General features: G+C 65.1%; 16 protein-coding genes and 2 tRNA genes. 15 read left to right on the top strand and 3 right to left on the bottom strand.

What is annotated here, in order from left to right; translation table 11 throughout:
• The first annotated feature begins 183 nt into the window (after window positions 1-183).
• On the top strand, window positions 184-678 hold the full coding sequence (locus PV761_RS09515) for a ribose-5-phosphate isomerase (RefSeq protein WP_347896190.1): 495 nt from the start codon (window positions 184-186) through the stop codon (window positions 676-678).
• Window positions 678-1,592 (top strand): DNA-formamidopyrimidine glycosylase family protein, encoded by a 915-nt coding sequence (locus PV761_RS09510; RefSeq protein ID WP_347896188.1) that lies wholly within the window; start codon window positions 678-680, stop codon window positions 1,590-1,592. Before PV761_RS09515 ends, PV761_RS09510 begins: the two co-directional genes overlap by 1 nt.
• Window positions 1,593-1,713: 121 nt before the next feature.
• On the opposite strand, the gene PV761_RS09505 is transcribed toward PV761_RS09510, so the two are convergent.
• Window positions 1,714-1,787 (bottom strand) — tRNA-Gly (locus tag PV761_RS09505).
• Window positions 1,788-1,949: 162 nt separating this feature from the next.
• On the opposite strand from PV761_RS09505, the gene PV761_RS09500 reads away from it, so the two are divergent.
• The 6 genes from PV761_RS09500 (at window position 1,950) to PV761_RS09475 (ending at window position 7,248) form a co-directional block, all read left to right on the top strand.
• Window positions 1,950-2,024: transfer RNA gene (locus PV761_RS09500), tRNA-Pro, on the top strand.
• Window positions 2,025-2,090: 66 nt separating this feature from the next.
• The gene (tig, locus tag PV761_RS09495; protein ID WP_347896186.1) at window positions 2,091-3,503 is read left to right on the top strand and encodes a trigger factor; all 1,413 of its coding nucleotides are present in this window, start codon (window positions 2,091-2,093) and stop codon (window positions 3,501-3,503) included.
• Between the two features lie 267 nt (window positions 3,504-3,770).
• Window positions 3,771-4,382, top strand: a complete 612-nt coding sequence (locus tag PV761_RS09490) for an ATP-dependent Clp protease proteolytic subunit (protein ID WP_028268992.1) — start codon at window positions 3,771-3,773, stop codon at window positions 4,380-4,382.
• Between the two features lie 36 nt (window positions 4,383-4,418).
• The gene (locus tag PV761_RS09485; RefSeq protein ID WP_347896184.1) at window positions 4,419-5,078 is read left to right on the top strand and encodes an ATP-dependent Clp protease proteolytic subunit; all 660 of its coding nucleotides are present in this window, start codon (window positions 4,419-4,421) and stop codon (window positions 5,076-5,078) included.
• 198 nt (window positions 5,079-5,276) lie between these two features.
• Window positions 5,277-6,566, top strand: coding sequence for an ATP-dependent Clp protease ATP-binding subunit ClpX (clpX, locus tag PV761_RS09480; protein ID WP_028268994.1), 1,290 nt, complete (start codon window positions 5,277-5,279; stop codon window positions 6,564-6,566).
• A gap of 67 nt (window positions 6,567-6,633) precedes the next feature.
• Window positions 6,634-7,248, top strand: a complete 615-nt coding sequence (locus PV761_RS09475) for a disulfide bond formation protein DsbA (RefSeq protein WP_347896181.1) — start codon at window positions 6,634-6,636, stop codon at window positions 7,246-7,248.
• A 400-nt stretch (window positions 7,249-7,648) separates the two neighbouring features.
• On the opposite strand, the gene valS is transcribed toward PV761_RS09475, so the two are convergent.
• The gene (gene valS, locus PV761_RS09470) at window positions 7,649-10,270 is read right to left on the bottom strand and encodes a valine--tRNA ligase (RefSeq protein WP_347896179.1); all 2,622 of its coding nucleotides are present in this window, start codon (window positions 10,268-10,270) and stop codon (window positions 7,649-7,651) included.
• A gap of 62 nt (window positions 10,271-10,332) precedes the next feature.
• Here valS and PV761_RS09465 point away from each other — a divergent pair, with 62 nt between their 5' ends.
• The 3 genes from PV761_RS09465 to PV761_RS09455 all read left to right on the top strand — a co-directional run bounded on the left by PV761_RS09465 (window position 10,333) and on the right by PV761_RS09455 (window position 12,697).
• A complete protein-coding gene (locus PV761_RS09465) occupies window positions 10,333-10,692 on the top strand; it encodes a DUF488 family protein (protein WP_347896177.1) in 360 nt (119 codons plus the stop codon).
• A 9-nt stretch (window positions 10,693-10,701) separates the two neighbouring features.
• Window positions 10,702-11,463 (top strand): SDR family oxidoreductase, encoded by a 762-nt coding sequence (locus PV761_RS09460; protein ID WP_347896175.1) that lies wholly within the window; start codon window positions 10,702-10,704, stop codon window positions 11,461-11,463.
• A gap of 160 nt (window positions 11,464-11,623) precedes the next feature.
• Window positions 11,624-12,697, top strand: coding sequence for a glycerophosphodiester phosphodiesterase (locus PV761_RS09455; RefSeq protein ID WP_347896173.1), 1,074 nt, complete (start codon window positions 11,624-11,626; stop codon window positions 12,695-12,697).
• On the opposite strand, the gene PV761_RS09450 is transcribed toward PV761_RS09455, so the two are convergent.
• A complete protein-coding gene (locus PV761_RS09450) occupies window positions 12,694-13,722 on the bottom strand; it encodes an endonuclease/exonuclease/phosphatase family protein (protein ID WP_347896171.1) in 1,029 nt (342 codons plus the stop codon). The two genes, PV761_RS09455 and PV761_RS09450, sit on opposite strands and share 4 nt — an antisense overlap.
• A 360-nt stretch (window positions 13,723-14,082) precedes the next feature.
• Here PV761_RS09450 and ileS point away from each other — a divergent pair, with 360 nt between their 5' ends.
• From ileS to ndk, 4 genes are read left to right on the top strand one after another with little or no spacing between them, the layout of a single operon-like run.
• Window positions 14,083-17,445 carry an isoleucine--tRNA ligase gene (gene ileS, locus PV761_RS09445; protein ID WP_347896169.1) on the top strand — a complete coding sequence of 1,121 codons (3,363 nt, stop codon included), beginning with the start codon at window positions 14,083-14,085 and terminating at the stop codon, window positions 17,443-17,445.
• A 4-nt stretch (window positions 17,446-17,449) separates the two neighbouring features.
• The gene (locus PV761_RS09440; RefSeq protein WP_347896167.1) at window positions 17,450-18,808 is read left to right on the top strand and encodes a Mur ligase family protein; all 1,359 of its coding nucleotides are present in this window, start codon (window positions 17,450-17,452) and stop codon (window positions 18,806-18,808) included.
• Between the two features lie 2 nt (window positions 18,809-18,810).
• A complete protein-coding gene (locus tag PV761_RS09435; RefSeq protein WP_028269003.1) occupies window positions 18,811-19,254 on the top strand; it encodes a DUF4233 domain-containing protein in 444 nt (147 codons plus the stop codon).
• Between the two features lie 38 nt (window positions 19,255-19,292).
• Window positions 19,293-19,712 carry a nucleoside-diphosphate kinase gene (gene ndk / locus PV761_RS09430; protein ID WP_028269004.1) on the top strand — a complete coding sequence of 140 codons (420 nt, stop codon included), beginning with the start codon at window positions 19,293-19,295 and terminating at the stop codon, window positions 19,710-19,712.
• Window positions 19,713-19,740 lie beyond the last annotated feature (28 nt).

The raw sequence follows: 19,740 nt of genomic DNA, 5'->3' as shown, positions 1-19,740 counted from the left end.
CCAGCCCTGAGTCCGCCGGCCCTGAGTCCGCCGGCCCTGGGTGCCGTGGCGCCGGGCCCGCCGGCCCGGGCGTCCGCAGAGTGTTCATGGCAGGCAGCCTGTGCCCGCACCCTAGTACGCTTGGATGCGACCCCCGAAGCAGCCCGGAAGCCTTCCGGTGCTTATGACTGAACGGACCTTGCCGTGACCACATCTTCCGATCTTCCGCGCGTCCACATCGCCACCGACCACGCCGGCATGGAGCTCAGCGCCCACCTCGTGTCCCACCTCACGGCCAAGGGCTACGACGTGGTGGACCACGGGCCCAAGGTCTACGACGCCCTGGATGACTACCCCTCCTTCTGCATCAACGCAGCGCTCGCCGTCGTGGCGGACCAGGCTGCCGGAGTGAACGCCCTGGGCATCGTGCTGGGCGGCTCCGGAAACGGCGAGCAGATCGCCGCCAACAAGGTCAAGGGCGTGCGGGCTGCGCTGGCCTGGAACCTGTCCACCGCAACGCTGGCGCGCGAGCACAACGACGCCAACGTCGTTGCAGTCGGCGGCCGCCAGCACAGCGTGGACGAAGCAACGGAAATCATCGAGGCCTTCCTGCAGGAACCGTTCAGCAACGACGAACGCCACGTCCGCCGCATCGCCAAGATCGCGGCCTACGAGAACACCGGCGAGGTTATCGCCTAGTGCCGGAGGGACATTCGGTCCACCGGCTGGCACGCCAGTTTGCGGACGTGTTCTCCGGGCAGAGACTCGCTGTTTCCAGTCCGCAGGGGCGGTTCGCCGACGGCGCGGCGCTGCTGGACGCCAGCACGCTCGTGGGCACGGTGGCCCACGGCAAGCACTTGTTCCTGCACTTCGACCGCGGGCTCGTCCTGCACGTGCACCTTGGCCTGTACGGTGCGTGGGATTTCGGAGGTGACGCCTCCTTCCGCGGTGCCTCCAGCATCGGAGCGCCCCGGAAAGTGGGGGAGCGGGAAGTGTTCGACGACGGCGCCGCAGCTTCAGCGGACGACGGTTCGGTTTACTCCGGCCCGCCTGCGCCTGTCGGTGCGGTCCGGGTCAGGCTGGCGGGCGCCCACGGCTGGGCTGACCTCCGGGGCGCCACCACCTGCCACGCCATCACCGAGGCTGAGGCCGGCGCCGTCCTGGCACGGCTTGGGCCGGACCCGCTCCGCAACCTTCCCGGGGACCGGGAAGCCTTCGTCACCGGAGTGACGGCACGGAAGACGCCCCTGGCGGCTCTGCTCATGGACCAGAAGGTGATTGCCGGCGTCGGGAATGTCTACCGTGCAGAACTGCTCTTCCGCCAGGGACTGGACCCCTGGCTGCCGGGCCGTGCCCTGGACGCCGGTGCGGCCGGCGCACTGTGGGAGGACACCGTTGCCGTGATGTCCGACGGCGTCCGCGACGGCAGGATCATCACCACGCCTCCCAGCTACTGGACAGAGCCGGCCGCCGGACTGCCGGCGCCCGAGGAATCGCACTTCGTCTACCGGCGGCAGGGCCTCGAGTGCCGCAACTGCCGCACCCCCGTGGCGCTGACGGATCTGGCTGCCCGCAAACTCTACTGGTGCCCTGTGTGCCAGCAGGGTTCCTGAGGGAACGAGGCAGGGACCAAAAACGAGGCAGGGACCAAAAACGAGGCAAGGAACAAAAAAGGGGAACAAAAAAGCCCCTCCGGAGAGGGGCTGTTTGTTGTCTTGGAGAAGACTGGTGTCCTGGAGGGGACGACGGGAATCGAACCCGCGTAATCAGTTTGGAAGACTGAGGCTTTACCATTAAGCTACGTCCCCGGGAATGCGCTGCTACTACTGTACGTCTACATGCTGTACGTCGCTTGCGGCGCTGCACTTCCGGTCGGCTGCTCGAGCCGGATATAACTAAACCTAATTCAGGGCCCCGGTGTCAAATGTGCATATCCGGCCGATATGACCGTAGACTGTTCTGTGCACTTACGGGGTGTAGCTCAGCTTGGCTAGAGCGCCTGCTTTGGGAGCAGGAAGTCGCAGGTTCAAATCCTGTCACCCCGACTCTGCAGCTTGTCAGATCATTGCGTTTGCAGAACCCCATCCCACAAAACCAGGAGTACTTAGACTGTGAAGAGCGCTGTCGAGAACCTCACCCCCACGCGGGTCAAGCTCAATGTTGAGGTCCCTTTTGAGGAATTGAAGCCCAGCATCGAAGAGGCATACAAGACTGTTGCTTCGCAGATCCAGGTCCCTGGGTTCCGCAAGGGCAAGGTCCCCGCGAAGCTGATCGACCAGCGCGTTGGCCGCGGCTACGTGCTGGAAACGGCCATCAACGAAGGCCTCAACGGCTGGTACCAGGACGCAGTCCAGGAAACCGGCATCCGTCCGCTGAGCCGTCCCGAGGTTGAAATCACCGAGGTTCCGGACCCCACCGCGACCGACGGCGAACTCAAGTTCCACGCCGAGGTTGACATCCGTCCCGAGATCGAACTGCCGGACTACTCCGGCATCAAGGTCGAGGTAGCCGCCGCCGAGTCCACCGAAGCCGATGTTGACAAGGCCCTTGACGAACTCCGCGGCCGCTTCGGCACCCTGAAGTCCGTGGACCGCCCGGCCGCCGACGGCGACTTCCTGACCATCGACATCACCGCATCCATCGACGGAGCCGAAGTTGACTCCGCCTCAGGCCTGTCCTACCAGGTTGGCGCCGGCACCATGCTCGAAGGCCTGGACGAGGCCGTCACCGGCCTCAGCGCTGACGAGGACGCCATCTTCGAGACCACCCTCGTTGGCGGCGACCACGCCGGCGAAGCCGCCCAGGTCAAGGTAGTGGTCAAGTCCGTCAAGGAGCGCGAGCTTCCCGAGGCCGACGACGACTTCGCCCAGCTGGCTTCCGAGTTCGACACGCTTGCAGAACTGCGTGCGGACCTCGGCAAGCAGGCTGCCGAATCCAAGGTTGTTGAGCAGGGTGTCGAGGCACGCGACAAGGTCCTGGACAAGCTCGTTGAGCTCGTCGAGGTCCCCGTTCCCGCCTCGGTGGTCGAAGAGCAGCTGGAGCAGCACTTCAAGGCCGAGAACTCCCACGGCGAGGGTGACCACGACACCGAGGAGCACCGCGCCGAGGTCAAGGCCAACACCGAGCGTGCCTTCCAGAACGAGATCATCCTGGACGCCATTGCGGACAAGGAAGAGGTCGGCGTCAGCCAGAACGAGCTGATCGACTACATCGTGACCACTGCCAGCCAGTACGGCATGGACCCGAACCAGTTCGCACAGATCATCGATCAGTCCGGCCAGGTTCCCATGATGGTTTCCGAGGTCCGCCGCCGCAAGGCCCTGGCAGTTGTGCTGGGCCAGGCCGAGGTCACCGACTCCGAGGGCAACAAGGTTGACCTGAGCGACTTCGTCCGCCCCGGTGGCGAAGAAGCTCCTGCCGCCGAAGCTGAAGAAGCCCCCGTCGTCGACGGCGAAGCTGCTGAAGGCGAAGCTGCCGCCAAGGACGAAGCGTCAAGCGACGATCCGGCAGCCGTGAAGTTCTAACACCACGTTGCACGGAAGCCCCCGGATCCCTGATCCGGGGGCTTCCTGTTTAACCCCTGAGCCAACCCCGCACAGCGGCGGTGCAGTGCTGTGCGGTGGGCCGCTGCGGCAATCGTGCGCCGTCAGCGAACAGCGCGATCCGCGTGAACAAAACGGCCGCGAAACCGGTTAGTGTCCAAGTAGTGATTTTCAGTGGCGTCGTCCCGTGACGTCACCGTCGCCAGCGAGAGGTAAGTACATATGTCACAGCAAGCAGGGGCCCCCCGGATGGCTACTGTCGATCCGGCAGCCCAGGACAACTACATTTACAACCGCCTGCTGAAAGAGCGAATCATCTGGCTCGGCTCCGAGGTCCGCGATGAGAACGCCAACGCGATCTGCTCGCAGTTGCTGCTGCTGTCCGCGGAGAACCCGGATAAGGACATCTACCTTTACATCAACTCGCCGGGCGGCTCCGTGACGGCCGGCATGGCCATCTACGACACCATGCAGTTCATCCCGAACGACGTCGTAACCGTCGCCACCGGCCTCGCCGCGTCGATGGGCCAGTTCCTGCTCTCATCGGGCACCAAGGGCAAGCGCTACGCCACCCCGAATGCGCGCATCCTGATGCACCAGCCTTCCGGCGGCATCGGCGGCACGGCCTCGGACATCAAGATCCAGGCTGAGCTCATCCTCCACATGAAGAAGGTCATGGCGGAACTCACCGCAGACCAGACCGGCCAGACCGTGGAGACCATCCTCAAGGACAATGACCGCGACAAATGGTTTACGGCTACTGAGGCCCTCGAGTACGGCTTCTTCGACAAGATTGCCGCGCACGCGGGATCTGTGGCCGGCGGCGGCGGAACGCAAAACGCCAGCGGCTCGGAAAAGTAACCGGCGAAGACAGAAATGATTCCAGGAGAAATGAACATGAACTATAATCTCGGATCGTCTGCCGGGAACCTGCCCACCAGCCGCTATGTGCTGCCGCAGTTCGAGGAACGTACGCCCTATGGCTTCAAGCGCCAGGACCCGTATACCAAGCTCTTCGAGGACCGGATCATCTTCCTCGGCGTCCAGGTGGACGATGCCTCCGCGGACGACGTTATGGCACAGCTGCTGGTGCTGGAGTCCACCGACCCGGACCGCGACATCACGCTGTACATCAACTCCCCGGGCGGTTCCTTCACCGCCATGACGGCCATCTACGACACGATGCAGTACATCCGCCCCGAGATCCAGACCGTGTGCCTGGGCCAGGCGGCAAGTGCGGCGGCTGTCCTGCTCGCGGCCGGCACGCCCGGCAAGCGCCTGGCACTGCCCAACGCACGCGTACTCATCCACCAGCCGGCACTGTCCGGCGGCCAGGGCGGACAGGCCTCCGACCTTGAGATCCAGGCAGCCGAAGTCATGCGCATGCGGTCCTGGCTCGAAGACACCCTGGCCAAGCACTCGGGCCGTACGTCCGAGCAGGTCAACAACGACATCGAACGTGACAAGATCCTGACCGCCGCCGAGGCGCAGTCCTACGGCCTGATCGACCAGGTTCTTGATTCCCGCAAGATCAAGCCGCAGGCGATCAGCAGGTAATTAAGCACGACACGCGGAGCCGGTGCGGTTCATGGAAAATGGACCGCACCGGCTTTCGTTTTCAATACGTAAGGTTCCACCCCTCAGGCCGAATGTGACTTAGAGTGGAACATGTCACGGCCGGACCTTCCGGACCCACCGTGATTCCAGCAACCGGTGCAGTGCTGCGGTAGCAGCAGGATACTAAGGGGTTCACATATGGCTCGGATTGGCGAGAGCACGGATCTGCTGAAGTGCTCTTTCTGCGGAAAGAGCCAGAAGCAGGTGCGCAAGCTCATTGCCGGGCCCGGCGTCTACATCTGCGACGAGTGCATTGAACTCTGCAACGAGATCATTGAAGAGGAACTCGCCGAAGTAGCGGACCTCGGCAGCTTCGAACTGCCCAAGCCCCGCGAGATCTTTGATTTCCTCCAGGAATACGTGATCGGCCAGGAGCCCGCCAAGCGCTCGCTCGCCGTCGCGGTCTACAACCACTACAAGCGGATCCAGGCCGGCCACGCGCCCAAGAGCGGCAGCCTCGCCGAAGGCGTCCATCACGACGACGTCGAGATCGCCAAGTCGAACATCCTCCTGATCGGCCCCACCGGCTGCGGTAAGACCTATCTGGCCCAGACGCTGGCCCGACGCCTCAACGTTCCCTTCGCCGTCGCGGATGCCACGGCACTGACCGAGGCCGGGTACGTGGGCGAGGACGTCGAGAACATCCTCCTGAAGCTGATCCAGGCTGCTGACTATGACGTCAAAAAGGCCGAGCAGGGCATCATCTACATCGACGAGATCGACAAGATCTCGCGGAAGAGCGAAAACCCTTCCATCACCCGTGATGTCTCCGGCGAAGGCGTACAGCAGGCCCTGCTGAAGATCCTCGAAGGCACGGTGGCCTCAGTTCCCCCGCAGGGCGGCCGGAAGCACCCGCACCAGGAATTCATCCAGATCGACACCACCAACGTGCTGTTCATCGTTGCCGGAGCCTTCGCAGGGCTCGAGGACATTATCGGCTCCCGTTCGGGACGAAAGGGCATCGGATTCGGTGCTCCGCTGAACGAAGTCAAGAACAATTCCGACTCCTACGGCGAGGTCATGCCGGAAGACCTGCTGAAGTTCGGGCTGATCCCGGAATTCATCGGCCGGCTTCCCGTCATCACCACGGTCTCCAACCTGGACCGTCCGGCCCTGATCCAGATCCTCTCCACACCGAAGAACGCCCTGGTGAAGCAGTACCAGAAGATGTTCCAGCTGGACGGTGTGGAACTGCTGTTTGACGACGCAGCCCTGGACATGATCGCCGACCAGGCACTGGAACGGGGCACGGGTGCCCGCGGGCTCCGCGCCATCATGGAAGAAGTGCTCCTCCCCGTGATGTTCGACCTCCCCAGCCGGGACGACATCGCCAGCGTCGTCATCACTGCCGACGTCGTGGCGAAAAAGGCGCAGCCCACCATGATCGCGCACGACGTTGTGGCTAAGCGCCGGAATAAATCCGCTTAGTTCTTCGCTCTTGCTAGATGTGCGCCTGAGGTGCGCCACGCCCCGATGACTTTACGAGGAGATCTCCGTGCCTGAAACCACCGCGAGCAAAGCCGACTTCTGGTTCGACCCCCTGTGCCCCTTCGCCTGGATCACGTCCCGCTGGGTGGGCGAAGTGGAGGAAGTCCGCGACATTGAAACCGAATGGCACGTGATGAGCCTTGCCGTCCTGAATGAGGGCCGCGAACTGGACCCCGGCTACCGCGAGGCGATGGACAAGGCGTGGGGCCCGGTACGCGTCATCATTGCCGCCCGCGAGCAGCACGGTGACCAGGTCATCAAGCCGCTCTATGACGCCATGGGCAGCCTGATCCACGACGCCGGCGAAAAGGATTTCGCCGTCGTGATCAGCAAGGCCCTGGCGGACTGCGGGCTCCCTGCCGGGCTCGCGGCCGAAGCGACCTCGGACGCCTTCGACCAGCAGCTTCGCGCCAGCCACGAAGAGGGCATCTCCCTTGTAGGCCAGGACGTGGGAACGCCCGTGGTGGCCTTCAACGGCACGGCATTCTTCGGCCCGGTCCTGACCCGCATTCCCCGGGGCGAAGAAGCGGGCCGGCTGTGGGACGCCGCGGTGACCCTGGCTTCGTACCCGCACTTCTTCGAGATCAAGCGCAGCCGCACTGAACGGCCTGAATTCAACTGACAAGCTCCGCCTATCGCCCCTCAGGGGGAACCGGAATTACTAGGATGTAGTTCTTTCGGGACCCTTGCGGATCGGCCCGGGTGGGACAACAATAGTTCTTACCCACTTCGAAAGAAGAGGGACACGGAAACCAAAGATTCAGTGACACGCATCTGACGCAGCCTTCGGCAAAGTCAGAAGCTGGCTACCAGTGACGAGGTAGGAAGACCTGAAATTCCGAGGATTCCGCCAGATTGTCACAGACGTCACGAGACAATCGAAAAAGTCGAAGCCCCACCAACGGCAAAACGCTGATGGGGCTTCCCCTTTGCCCAAAAACAGGGTGACACCCGAAGACGGAAGCCCCACCAGCGACGAACGCTGATGGGGCTTCACGTGTGTCCGGTAGCCGGTGAGCGGGCTAGGCGCCGTGTGCTTCTTCCGGCTGGGCCAGCACAACATCGCTGACCGTCAATTCGCCGTCGCCTGCCACGAGGGTGAGCTCGCGGGCATTCGAGGCGGCCTTCAGGTCGGCCAGGCCGGCCTTCAGCTGCGTGGTGATCGACTCCGTGGCGGTGATCGTGGCGGACAGCACCTCGGTGCGCTGCTTGACCTTGGCCTCGGACTTGGCCTTGCGGATACCGCTCAGTGCAACCCCGACCGTCGCGAGCATGGTGGTGTCGCCGTCGGAGACCTCTGACGCCGCGGGCCACTCGGCACGGTGCACTGATCCGGTGCGCCACCAGCCCCAGACCTCTTCGGTGGCGAAGGGCAGGAACGGCGCGAACAGCCTCAGCAACGTATCCAGGGTGGTGGCCAGCGCCGCCAGCACTGATGCCTGCTCTGCTTCGCCGGCCGCCCCGTAGGCCCGGTCCTTGATGAGTTCCACGTAGTCGTCCGTGAACTGCCAGAAGAAGCTCTCGCTGATCTGCAGCGCCCGGGCGTAGTCATAGTTCTCGAACGCCTTGGTGGCCTGTGCCACCACGTCGGACAGCTGTGCCAGGACGGCGCGGTCCAGCGGGTTGGTCAGTACGGACAGGTCCGTGGACACTACCGAGTTTTCCGTGGCGCCCAGGTTCAGGACGAACTTCGAGGCGTTGAGGAGCTTGATGGCCAGGCGGCGGCCGATCTTCATCTGCGCGATCTCGTAGGCCGTGTCCGCGCCGAGCTTTGCCGAGGCCGCCCAGTACCGGACCGCGTCCGAACCGTACTCCTCAAGGACATCGGTAGGCACGATCACGTTGCCCTTGGACTTGGACATCTTCTTGCGGTCCGGGTCGAGGATCCAGCCCGAAATGGCGGCGTGCTTCCACGGCGCGGTGTCCTGCAGCGCATCGGCACGCACGGCCGTGGAGAACAGCCAGGTCCGGATGATGTCGTGGGCCTGCGGGCGCACGTCGAACGGGTAGACCTTGGCAAAGAGTGCCTCGTCAGTGCTCCAGCCGCCCACGATCTGCGGTGTCAGCGAGGACGTGGCCCAGGTGTCGAGGACATCGGCGTCACCAGTGAAGCCGCCCGGCTGGTCGCGCTGGGCTTCCTCGTAGCCGGGCGCCGCGTCGGCAGCCGGATCGACGGGGAGTTGCTGGTCCGTCGGGACGATCGGTGCGTCGTATTCCGGGTTCCCGTCGGCATCCAGCGGGTACCAGACCGGTACCGGCACACCGAAGAAGCGCTGGCGGGAGACCAGCCAGTCGCCGTTCAGTCCTGAGATCCAGTTCTCGTAGCGGGAGCGCATGAATGCCGGGTGGAACTCGATCTCGTTGCCGCGGCCGATCAGACGTTCGCGGCGGTCCTCGTCGCGTCCGCCGTTGCGGATGTACCACTGGCGCGAGGTCACCACTTCGAGGGGCTTGTCGCCCTTCTCGAAGAAATTGACCGGGTGCATGATCTTCTTGGGCTCGCCGTCGAGGAGTTCGGCTGCGGCGAGCTGCTCGACCACTGCTTCCTTGGCGCTGAAGACCGTCTTGCCGGCGATCGATTCGAAGGCCGCCCGGCCCTGCTCGGTGGTGATCCAGTCCGGCGTGTCACCGATGATGCGGCCGTCACGGCCCACGATGGCGCGGGTGGGCAGCTGGAGCTCGCGCCACCAGGTCACGTCGGTGAGGTCTCCGAAGGTGCAGACCATGGCGATGCCGGAGCCCTTGTCCGCCTTGGCAAGGTGGTGGGCCTTCACCTCAACCTCGACGCCGAACAGGGGAGAGGTGACCTTCTTGCCGAACAGCGGCTGGTACCGCTCGTCGTCGGGGTTTGCCACGAGGGCGGCACAGGCGGCCAGCAGTTCCGGGCGCGTGGTCTCGATGTAGAGCTTCTCGCCGTCCTCGGTGAAGAACGGGTAGCGGTAGTACGCGCCTGCGACCTCGCGGTCCTCGAGTTCAGCCTGGGCCACCGCGGTGCGGAAGGTGACGTCCCACAGCGTGGGGGCCTCAGCCATGTAGGCGTCGCCGGCGGCGAGGTTCGCCAGGAAGGCGCGCTGGGAGATGGCCCGGGACTTGTCATCGATGGTCCGGTAGGTCAGGTCCCAGTCGACGGACAGGCCAAGGGTCTGGAAGAGGTTCTCGAAGACCTTCTCGTCCTCGACGGCGAGTTCCTCGCACAGTTCGATGAAGTTGCGGCGCGAGATGACGTCAAAATCGCGCTGGTTCTTGGCCGGTTCAGCCGGCGGACGGTAGGCGGCGTTGTAATGGACGGCCGGATCGCAGCGCACACCGTAGTAGTTCTGGACGCGGCGCTCGGTGGGCAGGCCATTGTCGTCCCAGCCCATGGGGTAGAAGACGTTCTTTCCGGTCATGCGCTGGTAGCGCGCCAGGACGTCGGTCTGGGTGTAGGAGAACATGTGGCCCACATGCAGGGATCCCGACGCCGTGGGCGGGGGAGTGTCGATCGAGTAGACCTGCTCCCTGGTGGTCTCCCGATTAAACTTGTAGGTTCCTTCGTCAAGCCAGCGCTGCGTCAGGGCAGCTTCCAACCCCTCAAGGGCGGGCTTGTCCGGAACGTTGATAGGGGCGGTAGTGGGCGTGTCTGTACCCTGAGTGTCTTCAGCCATGGAGCAATTGTTTCATGTTCTCTTCCCTCGCTGGCGCCGGGCCCCTGCAGTAGCATCCCGGTATGGACAGTGATGACCGCAAACTGGTGACCAAACGCATCTACGATGACCCCTCCGACGACGACGGTTTCCGCGTCCTGGTGGACCGGCTCTGGCCGCGCGGCATCAGCAAGGAACGGGCCATGCTGGACCTCTGGCTGAAGGAGGTGGCGCCCTCAACAGCGCTGCGGACCGAGTTCGGCCACATGCAGGAACGTTTCGCGGACTTCCGTGAACAGTACGAGGCGGAACTCGAAAACAACCCGGCCGTGGCCACGCTGCAGGAGCTGGCGGTGAAGCACGGGCGCATCACCCTCCTGTACGGTGCCAGGGATCCTGAGACCAACCATGCCCGTGTGCTTCTGGACTTCCTCCAACGTTAGGGTGGTGCCATGACTGAGGAAAAGCGCACAAAGGCAGCAGTAGTTACGGGAGCAAGCACGGGAATCGGCGAGGCGACGGTCCGCGCGTTGCGGGCCGAGGGTTGGACGGTTTTCGCCGTTGCCCGCCGGGCGGACCGGCTCGCGGCGCTGGCCGAGGCCACAGGAGCCACGGCTGTGCCGGCGGATATCGCCGACGACGATGACGTGGAAAGGCTCCTGGCCGAGGTGACGAAGGCCGGCGGCATCGACACCCTGATCAACATTGCCGGGGGTGCACGGGGCGCGGACCGGATTGCCGATGCCAAAACCGAGGACTGGGAGTGGATGTTCGACGTGAACGTCCTGGGCACCATGAAACTAACCCGCGCCTTCCTTCCCATGCTGCGGGCCAACGGCGAGGGCACAGTCCTCAACCTGACCTCGACGGCGGGACTTTCCGCCTATGAGGGCGGTGCCGGCTACAACGCGGCCAAGTTCGCCCAGCACGCCATGACCGGAGCGCTCCGGCTGGAAGAGGTGGAGAACAATGTCCGTGTCATCGAAGTTGCTCCGGGCCTGGTGCACACCGAGGAGTTCGCCCTCAACAGGCTGGGCGACCAGGAGGCCGCCGGAAAGGTCTACCAGGGCGTGGAGAAGCCGCTCACTGCCGACGACGTAGCCGATGTGGTCCGCTACGCCGTCACTGCGCCGCACCACGTCAACCTGGACCAGATCGTGATCCGGCCCGTTGCGCAGGCAGCCACCCACAAGCTCATCCGTAAGCAGGCCTAAGCCGGGGGAGGAGGGCCGGGGAGCCTGGTACGCAGGGGCTTCCCGGCACCGGAGGTTCATCCCGGGTTGGTCTGGGCGTTCCGGACCTGTGACCAGCTGTTGATGATCGACGGCGACTGTGGCACTTCACCTGAACACCCACCAGAGTGGAGACCACACCATGCAACACCCGAAGACGCTTGGCGCCGCCGTACTCAGCGCAGCCCTGCTCATCGCCCTCCCGTCCCCGGCCTTGGCCGCAGACACCAACCCGCAAGGGGGCGACAACCACTTCGACCTCGAGGCCCATCGGGGCGGCATTGGACTCACGGTCGAGTCCACCCTTGCCTCCTTCGCCAAGGGCATCGAGACAGGCGTCACGACGCTCGAGCTTGACCTTCAGATCACCAAGGACGGTCGCGAAGTCATTACGCACGACCGCAAGATCAGTCCCGCCAAATGCCGGGACACAGCGCCTGTAGAGGCGGGTGATCCGCAATTCCCGTATGTGGGCAAATACGTCAAGGATCTGACGTTTGCGCAGGTCCGGAGCCTGGACTGCGGCAGCCTCACCCTTTCCCAGTTCCCGGGGCAGGCCGCGTCTCCGGGCGCGCAGATGCCTACGCTTTCGGAGGTGTTCGCCCTGGCGGAGTCCTACCGTGCCAGCCAGGTGAAGTTCAACATCGAGACCAAGGTCGAAGCCGGCGCTCCGGAGCAAACGGCACCGCGGGAACAGTTCGTGGATGTAGCGCTGCGGGAAATCAAGGCAGCCAACATGCAGCACCGTGTCTCCATTCAGAGCTTCGACTGGGGTTCGCTGCGCCTGGTACAGCAGCGCGATCCGCAGATCCGCACTGTTGCGCTGACGAACAAGGACTTCCTCCAGGCCGGGCAACCGGGCAGCTCGCCTTGGCTCGGAGGCATTGACTCGGACGACTTCGGCGGAGACCTCGTCAACGCGGCCTCTTTTCTAGGCTTCGACGCCATCTCGCCGGTGCACGGCTCCCCGCAAAACGGCTCGGTGACGGATCCCGGCTATGTCCCCTACGTCACTGCCGACATGGTGCAGCGCGCCCATGATGCGGGCATGCAGGTCATCCCGTGGACCGTGGACGACAAACCCACCATGCGCTCGCTGATCGCCGCCGGTGTGGACGGTATCATCACCGACTACCCGGACCGGCTCCGGGACGTTATGGCAGAGGCCGGCATGAAGCTGCCGCAGAGCTTCGACCAGCCGAAAACCTTGCGCTAACCTGCCGACGGGACGGCCAGCGTCGCCACGACGGCGGCGTGGTCGGTTCCGGGTATGCGGTGGACCGAGTAGCCGGCACTGGTGATGCCCGGGCTGGTGACGAGGTGGTCGATGGCGATACCGGGCAGCCGGTGCCCCTCCATCGGCCACGTGGGGACGAGCCGCATTCCGGCGGCCGTCCCCGCATCCACCATTTTCCGGCCGTCCGGGCCGTCGTCCAGCAGCGCACGGAACTCCGCGTGGTCATAGGTGGCGTTGAAGTCGCCGATCAGGAGCCGGTTGCCGGGCCGTGCCGCCAGGCGGGCAAGGGCCGCAAGGTCGCTGCGCCACTGCTCAACGCGCACGTCCAACGGCGGAAGCGCATGGACGTTGGCCACCTCGAGGACCGCCGGCGTTCCCGCACCGTCCAGCGTCAGCCGGACAATCGGCATCTGGAACGGGGTATCGGGCAGGGTGCCAACCGCCTCCAGGCGGTGCGCGGAATAGATGGCACTGCCGGCGCCGTCGTCCGTGGGATCGCTGAGCCGGTTCGGCAGCAACTCCGGCAGCCCGGCAGCGGCCAGCCGGTCTTCGAGTACCTGCGAATGCTCCTGGACCGTCAGCAGCCCGACGCCCTTCTCCCGAACCAGGCGGACGATTTCCGCCGCGTCCGCCTGGCCGAATTCCGAATTGATGTTCATTGCCGTCAGGGGCACTGTTACTGCGCCGGCCTCCGGGGCGCCCCGCCCGTAATCCAGCGGGAACAGCCAGAAGAGCTGGGCCGCCGCCGCGACCGCCGTCAGCCAGACCAGCCACCTGCGCCGGCCCACAACGGCCAGGAGAATTGCGGCTCCGGCTGGGATCAGCAGCCACGGCGTGAAGGACAGGAGCTGCACGACGACGGTCGGCCACTGTGCCGGGATGGCGCGGAACACCGACAGCCCGGCCACCGGCACGGTGGCCAGCACACAGAGCACCGGCCAGACGGCGGACCGGCGGCGCGCCGGCCGTCCGGTGGCCGGGGAGGCTGTGGAACGGAGGGTCATGGCTCCGAGTCTATGCAGTCGAACTGTCCGCGTGTGCCCGGGATTACCCTTCCGGCTACCACAACCCAGGGCAACTCTGGGTAGAATCGGGTAACAGCGTTGACCCGGCCATCTCCGGTGAGCTTCCGGAAGAACCCCCGGACCCCCTGCCGTGCAGGAACCCGGGGCAGTAGAACCGGACGGGTAAGCCCGTCACAGCAGCAATGAGCGGCCGACGCCGGTGCTCTGTCCTTATCGCAGGGGCCCGGCGACGGTAAGTGAGGTGGTACCGCGGTACCGGTGCAGTTGGAAAACAGCGCACGGGCCGTCCTCGCATCCTGAATGATCCACTTGTTCACTAGCTCAACCCAGGATGTCGAGATGACTTATTACCCCAAGGCCTCCGCCGCAGGCGCCGGCTCCACCGCCTCTGCTTCCAACACCTCCGGTGTATCGGCCTCCGTGAAGTTCCCGGAGATCGAAGAACGCATCCTCAAGTACTGGGATGAGGACGGCACCTTCCAGGCGAGCATCGACCAGCGCAGCGCTGACGCCCCCGGCGGGCAGCCCGGCAGCAACGAGTTCGTTTTCTACGACGGCCCTCCCTTCGCCAACGGCCTGCCCCACTACGGCCACTTGCTGACCGGCTACGCCAAGGACCTGGTGGGCCGCTACCAGACCCAGCGCGGACGCCGCGTCGAGCGCCGCTTCGGCTGGGACACCCACGGCCTCCCCGCCGAGCTGGAAGCCATGAAGCAGCTGGGCATGACGGACAAGACCCAGATCGAGGCCATGGGCATCGACAAGTTCAACGACGCCTGCCGCGCCTCCGTGATGAAGTACGCCGACGAGTGGAAGAGCTACGTCACCCGCCAGGCCCGCTGGGTGGACTTCGAGAACGACTACAAGACGCTCAACGTCGAATACATGGAGTCCGTGCTCTGGGCCTTCAAGCAGCTGCACGAAAAGGGCCTGACCTACAACGGATACCGCGTCCTGCCGTACTGCTGGAAGGACGAGACGCCGCTGTCCAACCATGAACTGCGCATGGACGACGACGTCTACAAGAACCGCCAGGACCAGACCGTCACGGTCACCTTCCCCATCACCGCCGGGGAATCCGAACTGTCACAGAAGCTCGCCGGTGTTCAGGCCCTCGCCTGGACCACCACGCCCTGGACGCTGCCCACCAACCTGGCGCTCGCCGTCGGCCCGTCCATCATCTACGCCGTGCTGCCTGCCGGTCCCAACGGCATCAAGGCCGCGTCCCCCGAGGCCCCCGTCACGGGCAGCTTCCTGCTCGCAGCCGACCTGCTGGGCGCCTACGCCAAGGACCTCGGCTACGGGGACGGCACCGCCGGCGTGGAAGCCGCCGAGGCCGCGGTTACCGCCACCTACACCGGCGCCGAGCTGGCCGGCCTGCAGTACCGGCCGCTGTGGAGCGACTTCAGCGACGCTGAGAAGTACGGCACCGAGAATGCCTGGCGCTTCCTCGTGGCCGACTACGTCACCACCACCGACGGCACCGGCATCGTCCACCAGGCGCCCGCCTACGGTGAGGATGACCAGAAGGTCTGTGAAGAGGCCGGCATTCCCGTGGTCCTCTCCGTGGACGAGGGCGCCAAGTTCCTGCCGCTCTTCTCGCACGGCGACCTGCACGACATCGTAGGCCTGCAGGTGTTCGAGGCCAACAAGCCCATCACGCAGGTGCTCCGCGCGCAGGGCCGCCTGGTGCGCCAGGCCAGCTACGAGCACAGCTACCCGCACTGCTGGCGCTGCCGCAACCCGCTGATCTACCGCGCGGTGTCCTCCTGGTACGTGGAAGTCACCAAGTTCAAGGACCGCATGTCCGAGCTGAACCAGGAGATCAACTGGATCCCGGGCAACGTCAAGGACGGCCAGTTCGGCAAGTGGCTGGCCAACGCCCGCGACTGGTCCATCAGCCGCAACCGCTACTGGGGCAGCCCCATCCCGGTGTGGCAGTCCAGCGACCCCGAATACCCGCGCACCGACGTCTACGGCTCCCTCGCCGAGATCGAAGCCGACTTCGGCCGGCTTCCGCTGAACAAAACCGGCCAGGTGGACCTCCACCGGCCGTTCATCGACGAGCTGACACGCCCGAACCCGGATGACCCGCGGACCCCCGAAGAGGGCCAGTCCGTGATGCGCCGCGTCGAGGACGTCCTGGACGTCTGGTTCGACTCCGGCTCCATGCCGTACGGCCAGGTGCACTACCCGTTCCAGAACGAGGAATGGTTCGACACCCACAACCCGGCGGACTTCATCGTCGAGTACATCGGCCAGACCCGCGGCTGGTTCTACATGCTGCACATCCTCTCCACCGCGCTGTTCGACCGGCCCGCCTTCCGCAACGTCATCAGCCACGGCATCGTGCTGGGTTCAGACGGGCAGAAGATGTCCAAGAGCCTGCGCAACTACCCGGACGTCTCCGAGGTCCTGGACCGCGACGGCTCGGACGCCATGCGCTGGTTCCTGATGTCCAGCCCCATCCTGCGCGGCGGCAACCTGGTGGTCACCGAACAGGGAATCCGCGACGGCGTCCGCCAGGTCATCCTGCCGCTGTGGAACGTGTACAGCTTCTTCACGCTGTACACGAACGCCGCGGACGGCGGGCGTGGTTATGACGCGAAGCTGCGGTACGACGGCTATGCCGACACCCTGGACCAGTACCTGATGGCCAACACCGGCGACCTGGTCCGCAATGTGACCGCCCAGCTGGACGGCTACGACATCTCCGGTGCCTGCGACGAACTGCGCAGCTACCTGGACATGCTCACCAACTGGTACGTGCGCCGGAGCCGCCAGCGCTTCTTCGACGAGAGCGTTGATGCCTTCGACGCGCTCTACACCGCGCTGGAAACCGTCTCCCGGGTGGCCGCCTCCCTGCTGCCGCTGGTCTCCGAGGAGATCTGGCGGGGCCTCACCGGCGGACGTTCCGTGCACCTGGCCGACTGGCCGGACGCGGAACTGTTCCCGGCCAACCCCTCGCTGGTGGAAGCCATGGACCGCGTGCAGCAGATCTGCTCCACCGGATCCTCGCTGCGCAAGGCCGCGAACCTCCGGGTCCGCCTGCCGCTGCAGGAACTCACCGTGGTGGCACCCGGCGCGGACGCGCTGGAAGGCTTCGCCGCCGTCGTCGCCGACGAACTGAACCTTCGCTCCGTCCGCCTGCTCGACGCCGAAAGCGCCTCCCCGGAGGAGTTCGGCATCGAGCAGAAGCTCGTGGTGAACGCCCGGGCCGCCGGCCCGCGCCTGGGGAAGAACGTCCAGCAGGCCATCAAGGGCTCCAAGTCCGGGGACTGGTCTGTTAGCGAAGAAGGCGTGGTCACCGCCGGCGGCCTGGCCCTGGAGCCGCAGGAATACACGCTGGAAACCGTCGTGGTGGAAGCCGCGGAGGGTGAAGGCTCGCGCGCGGCGGCGGTGCTGCCGGGCGGCGGGTTCGTGGTGCTCAACACCGAGGTCACCCCGGAACTGGAAGCCGAAGGTGCCGCCCGCGACATGGTCCGCGCCATCCAGCAGGCCCGCAAGGACGCCGGACTCAACGTCAGCGACCGGATCCACACCACCGTCACCGCGAAGCAGGACGTCGTTGATGCCCTGCTGGCGAACGCTGAACTCGTCAAGACCGAGACTCTGACAGTCCGGCTGGACACCGTCGCGGCCGACGTCAACGAACCGCAGGTCACTGTTGCCAGGACCGCGGCAGAAAAAGTAGAGGCCTAAACAAATGACCGACGAATTCTCCGTGGAAAGCGTCTACGCCGAGCTGCTGGGCCGGGCGCCGGAAAACAAAATGGAGCCGCGCCTTGCGCCGCTGTTCCGGGCCATGGATGTGCTGGGGGAGCCCAACAAGGCGTTCCCGATCATCCACGTCACCGGCACCAACGGCAAGACGTCCACGGCCCGGATGATCGAAGCCGGGCTCCGGGCCCACGGGCTGAGCACCGGGCGCTACACCAGCCCGCACCTGTCCAAGGTCACCGAGCGGATCAGCGTCGACGGCGCCCCCGTGTCGGACGAGACCTTCGTCCGGATCTGGGACGAGATCAGGCCCTACCTGCAGATCGTGGACAGCGAACTCGAAGCCGAGGGCCAGCCCCGGCTGACGTACTTCGAGTGCCTCACCATCCTGGCCTTCGCCGTTTTTGCCGACCAGCCGGTCAACGTGGCCGTCATGGAGGTGGGACTGGGCGGGATCACCGATGCCACCAATGTCGGCGACGGCCAGGTGGCCGTCGTGACGCCCATTTCACTGGACCACACCGACCTCCTCGGCGAGACCACTGAAGAGATTGCCTACGAAAAGGCCGGCATCATCAAGCCGGGAGGTTTCCTGGTCAGCGCCGCACAGCCCGTGGGTGCCGCCCAGGTGCTGCTCGAGAAGGCCCGCGAAGTCCAGGCACCGTACCGCTTCGAAGGCGTGGAGTTCGGCGTCGAGTCCCGGACTGTCGCCGTCGGCGGCCAGATGGTGACCATCCAGGGCCTGGCCGCCCGGTATGAGGAACTCCTGGTTCCGCTGCACGGCGCGCACCAGGCGGAGAACGCCGCCGTCGCCATTGCCGCGCTGGAGGCCTTCTTTGGCGGTGAAAAGCCGCTCGACGCCGAAATCCTCCAGGAGGCGTTTGCTACGGTCACCTCACCGGGCCGCCTGGAGGTGCTTCGGACTGCCCCGACCATCATCGTGGACGCCGCCCACAACCCCGAGGGGATCCGCGTTTCGGCCGAGGCGATCCACGAGGCCTTCAGCTTCACCAAGCTCGTGGTGGTGGTGGGCGTCCTGAAGGAGAAGGACGCCGAGGAGATTCTCCGCCAGCTCAAGGAGTCCCTGGGCGACCTCGCGGCCGAATACTGCTTCACGCAGTCCAACTCGCCCCGCGCCGTACCGGCCGAGGACCTCGCTGAAATCGCGCTGGACCTGGGCTTCGGCGAGGACAACATCCACGTTGCCGAAAAGCTCGACGACGCCCTGGAATGGGCCGTTGAGCACGCCGAGTCCAATGAGGACCTGGCCGGCGGCGTCCTGGTGACCGGCTCCATCACGCTCGTGGCGGAAGCCCGGATCCTGCTCGGAAAGGCGGATGCCTGACCATGGCCCGACTTACAAAAGCGCAGCGGGAGTGGCGTCCGGGGATGCCCAAGAAGCGGCGCTCCACCAAGGTCATGTTCGCCTCCACGGTCCTGGTTCTGGAAGGGTTCGTTGCGTTCTTCGCCACGCTGGCCGTCTTCGGCCTCCGCCGCGACGAGTTCCCGCCCGCTGTAATCCTCTCCGTGGGCATCGGCCTGAGCCTGGTGCTGGTGTTCACCTGTGCTGTGCTGTCCAAGCCGTGGGGTGTTGCCCTGGGCTGGATCCTGCAGCTCGTCCTGATCTTCGCCGGATTCATCGAACCCATGATGTTCGTTGTGGGGATCCTCTTCGCCGTGGCCTGGTGGTACGGCATCCGGACCGGCATTCGGATCGACCGCGAGGCCGCGCAGCGCGAACGTGAACAGGCCGAATGGGAAGCCGCCCACCCCGACGTCGAAACCAACTAGACTAATTTCGAACCCCCACCAACCACATTGGAGCAGCTGTGAGCATTGAGCGCACCCTCGTCCTGATCAAGCCCGACGGCGTGACCCGCAACCTGACCGGCGCCATCCTTGGCCGGATTGAAGCCAAGGGCTACACCCTGACCGAGCTCAAGAAGGTCGACGCCAGCCGCGAACTGCTGGAGCAGCACTACGAGGAGCACGTGGGCAAGCCGTTCTACGAGCCGCTCGTGGAGTTCATGCTCAGCGGACCCGTTGTCGCCGCCATCTTCGAAGGCCACCGCGTCATTGAGGGCTTCCGTTCCCTCGCCGGCACCACCGACCCGACGACGGCGGCGCCCGGCACCATCCGCGGCGACTTCGGCCGCGACTGGGGCCTGAAGGTCCAGCAGAACCTGGTCCACGGTTCCGACTCGGTCGATTCCGCCGAACGCGAGATCAAGATCTGGTTCCAGGACTAACAGCCACCAGCGCGAACGTACAGTTGAG

This window comes from Arthrobacter sp. CC3, from assembly GCF_039907775.1.
Taxonomy (GTDB): domain Bacteria; phylum Actinomycetota; class Actinomycetes; order Actinomycetales; family Micrococcaceae; genus Arthrobacter.
Note: the sequence above shows the minus strand (reverse complement) of the source record. Positions and strands in the feature narration are given on the sequence as shown.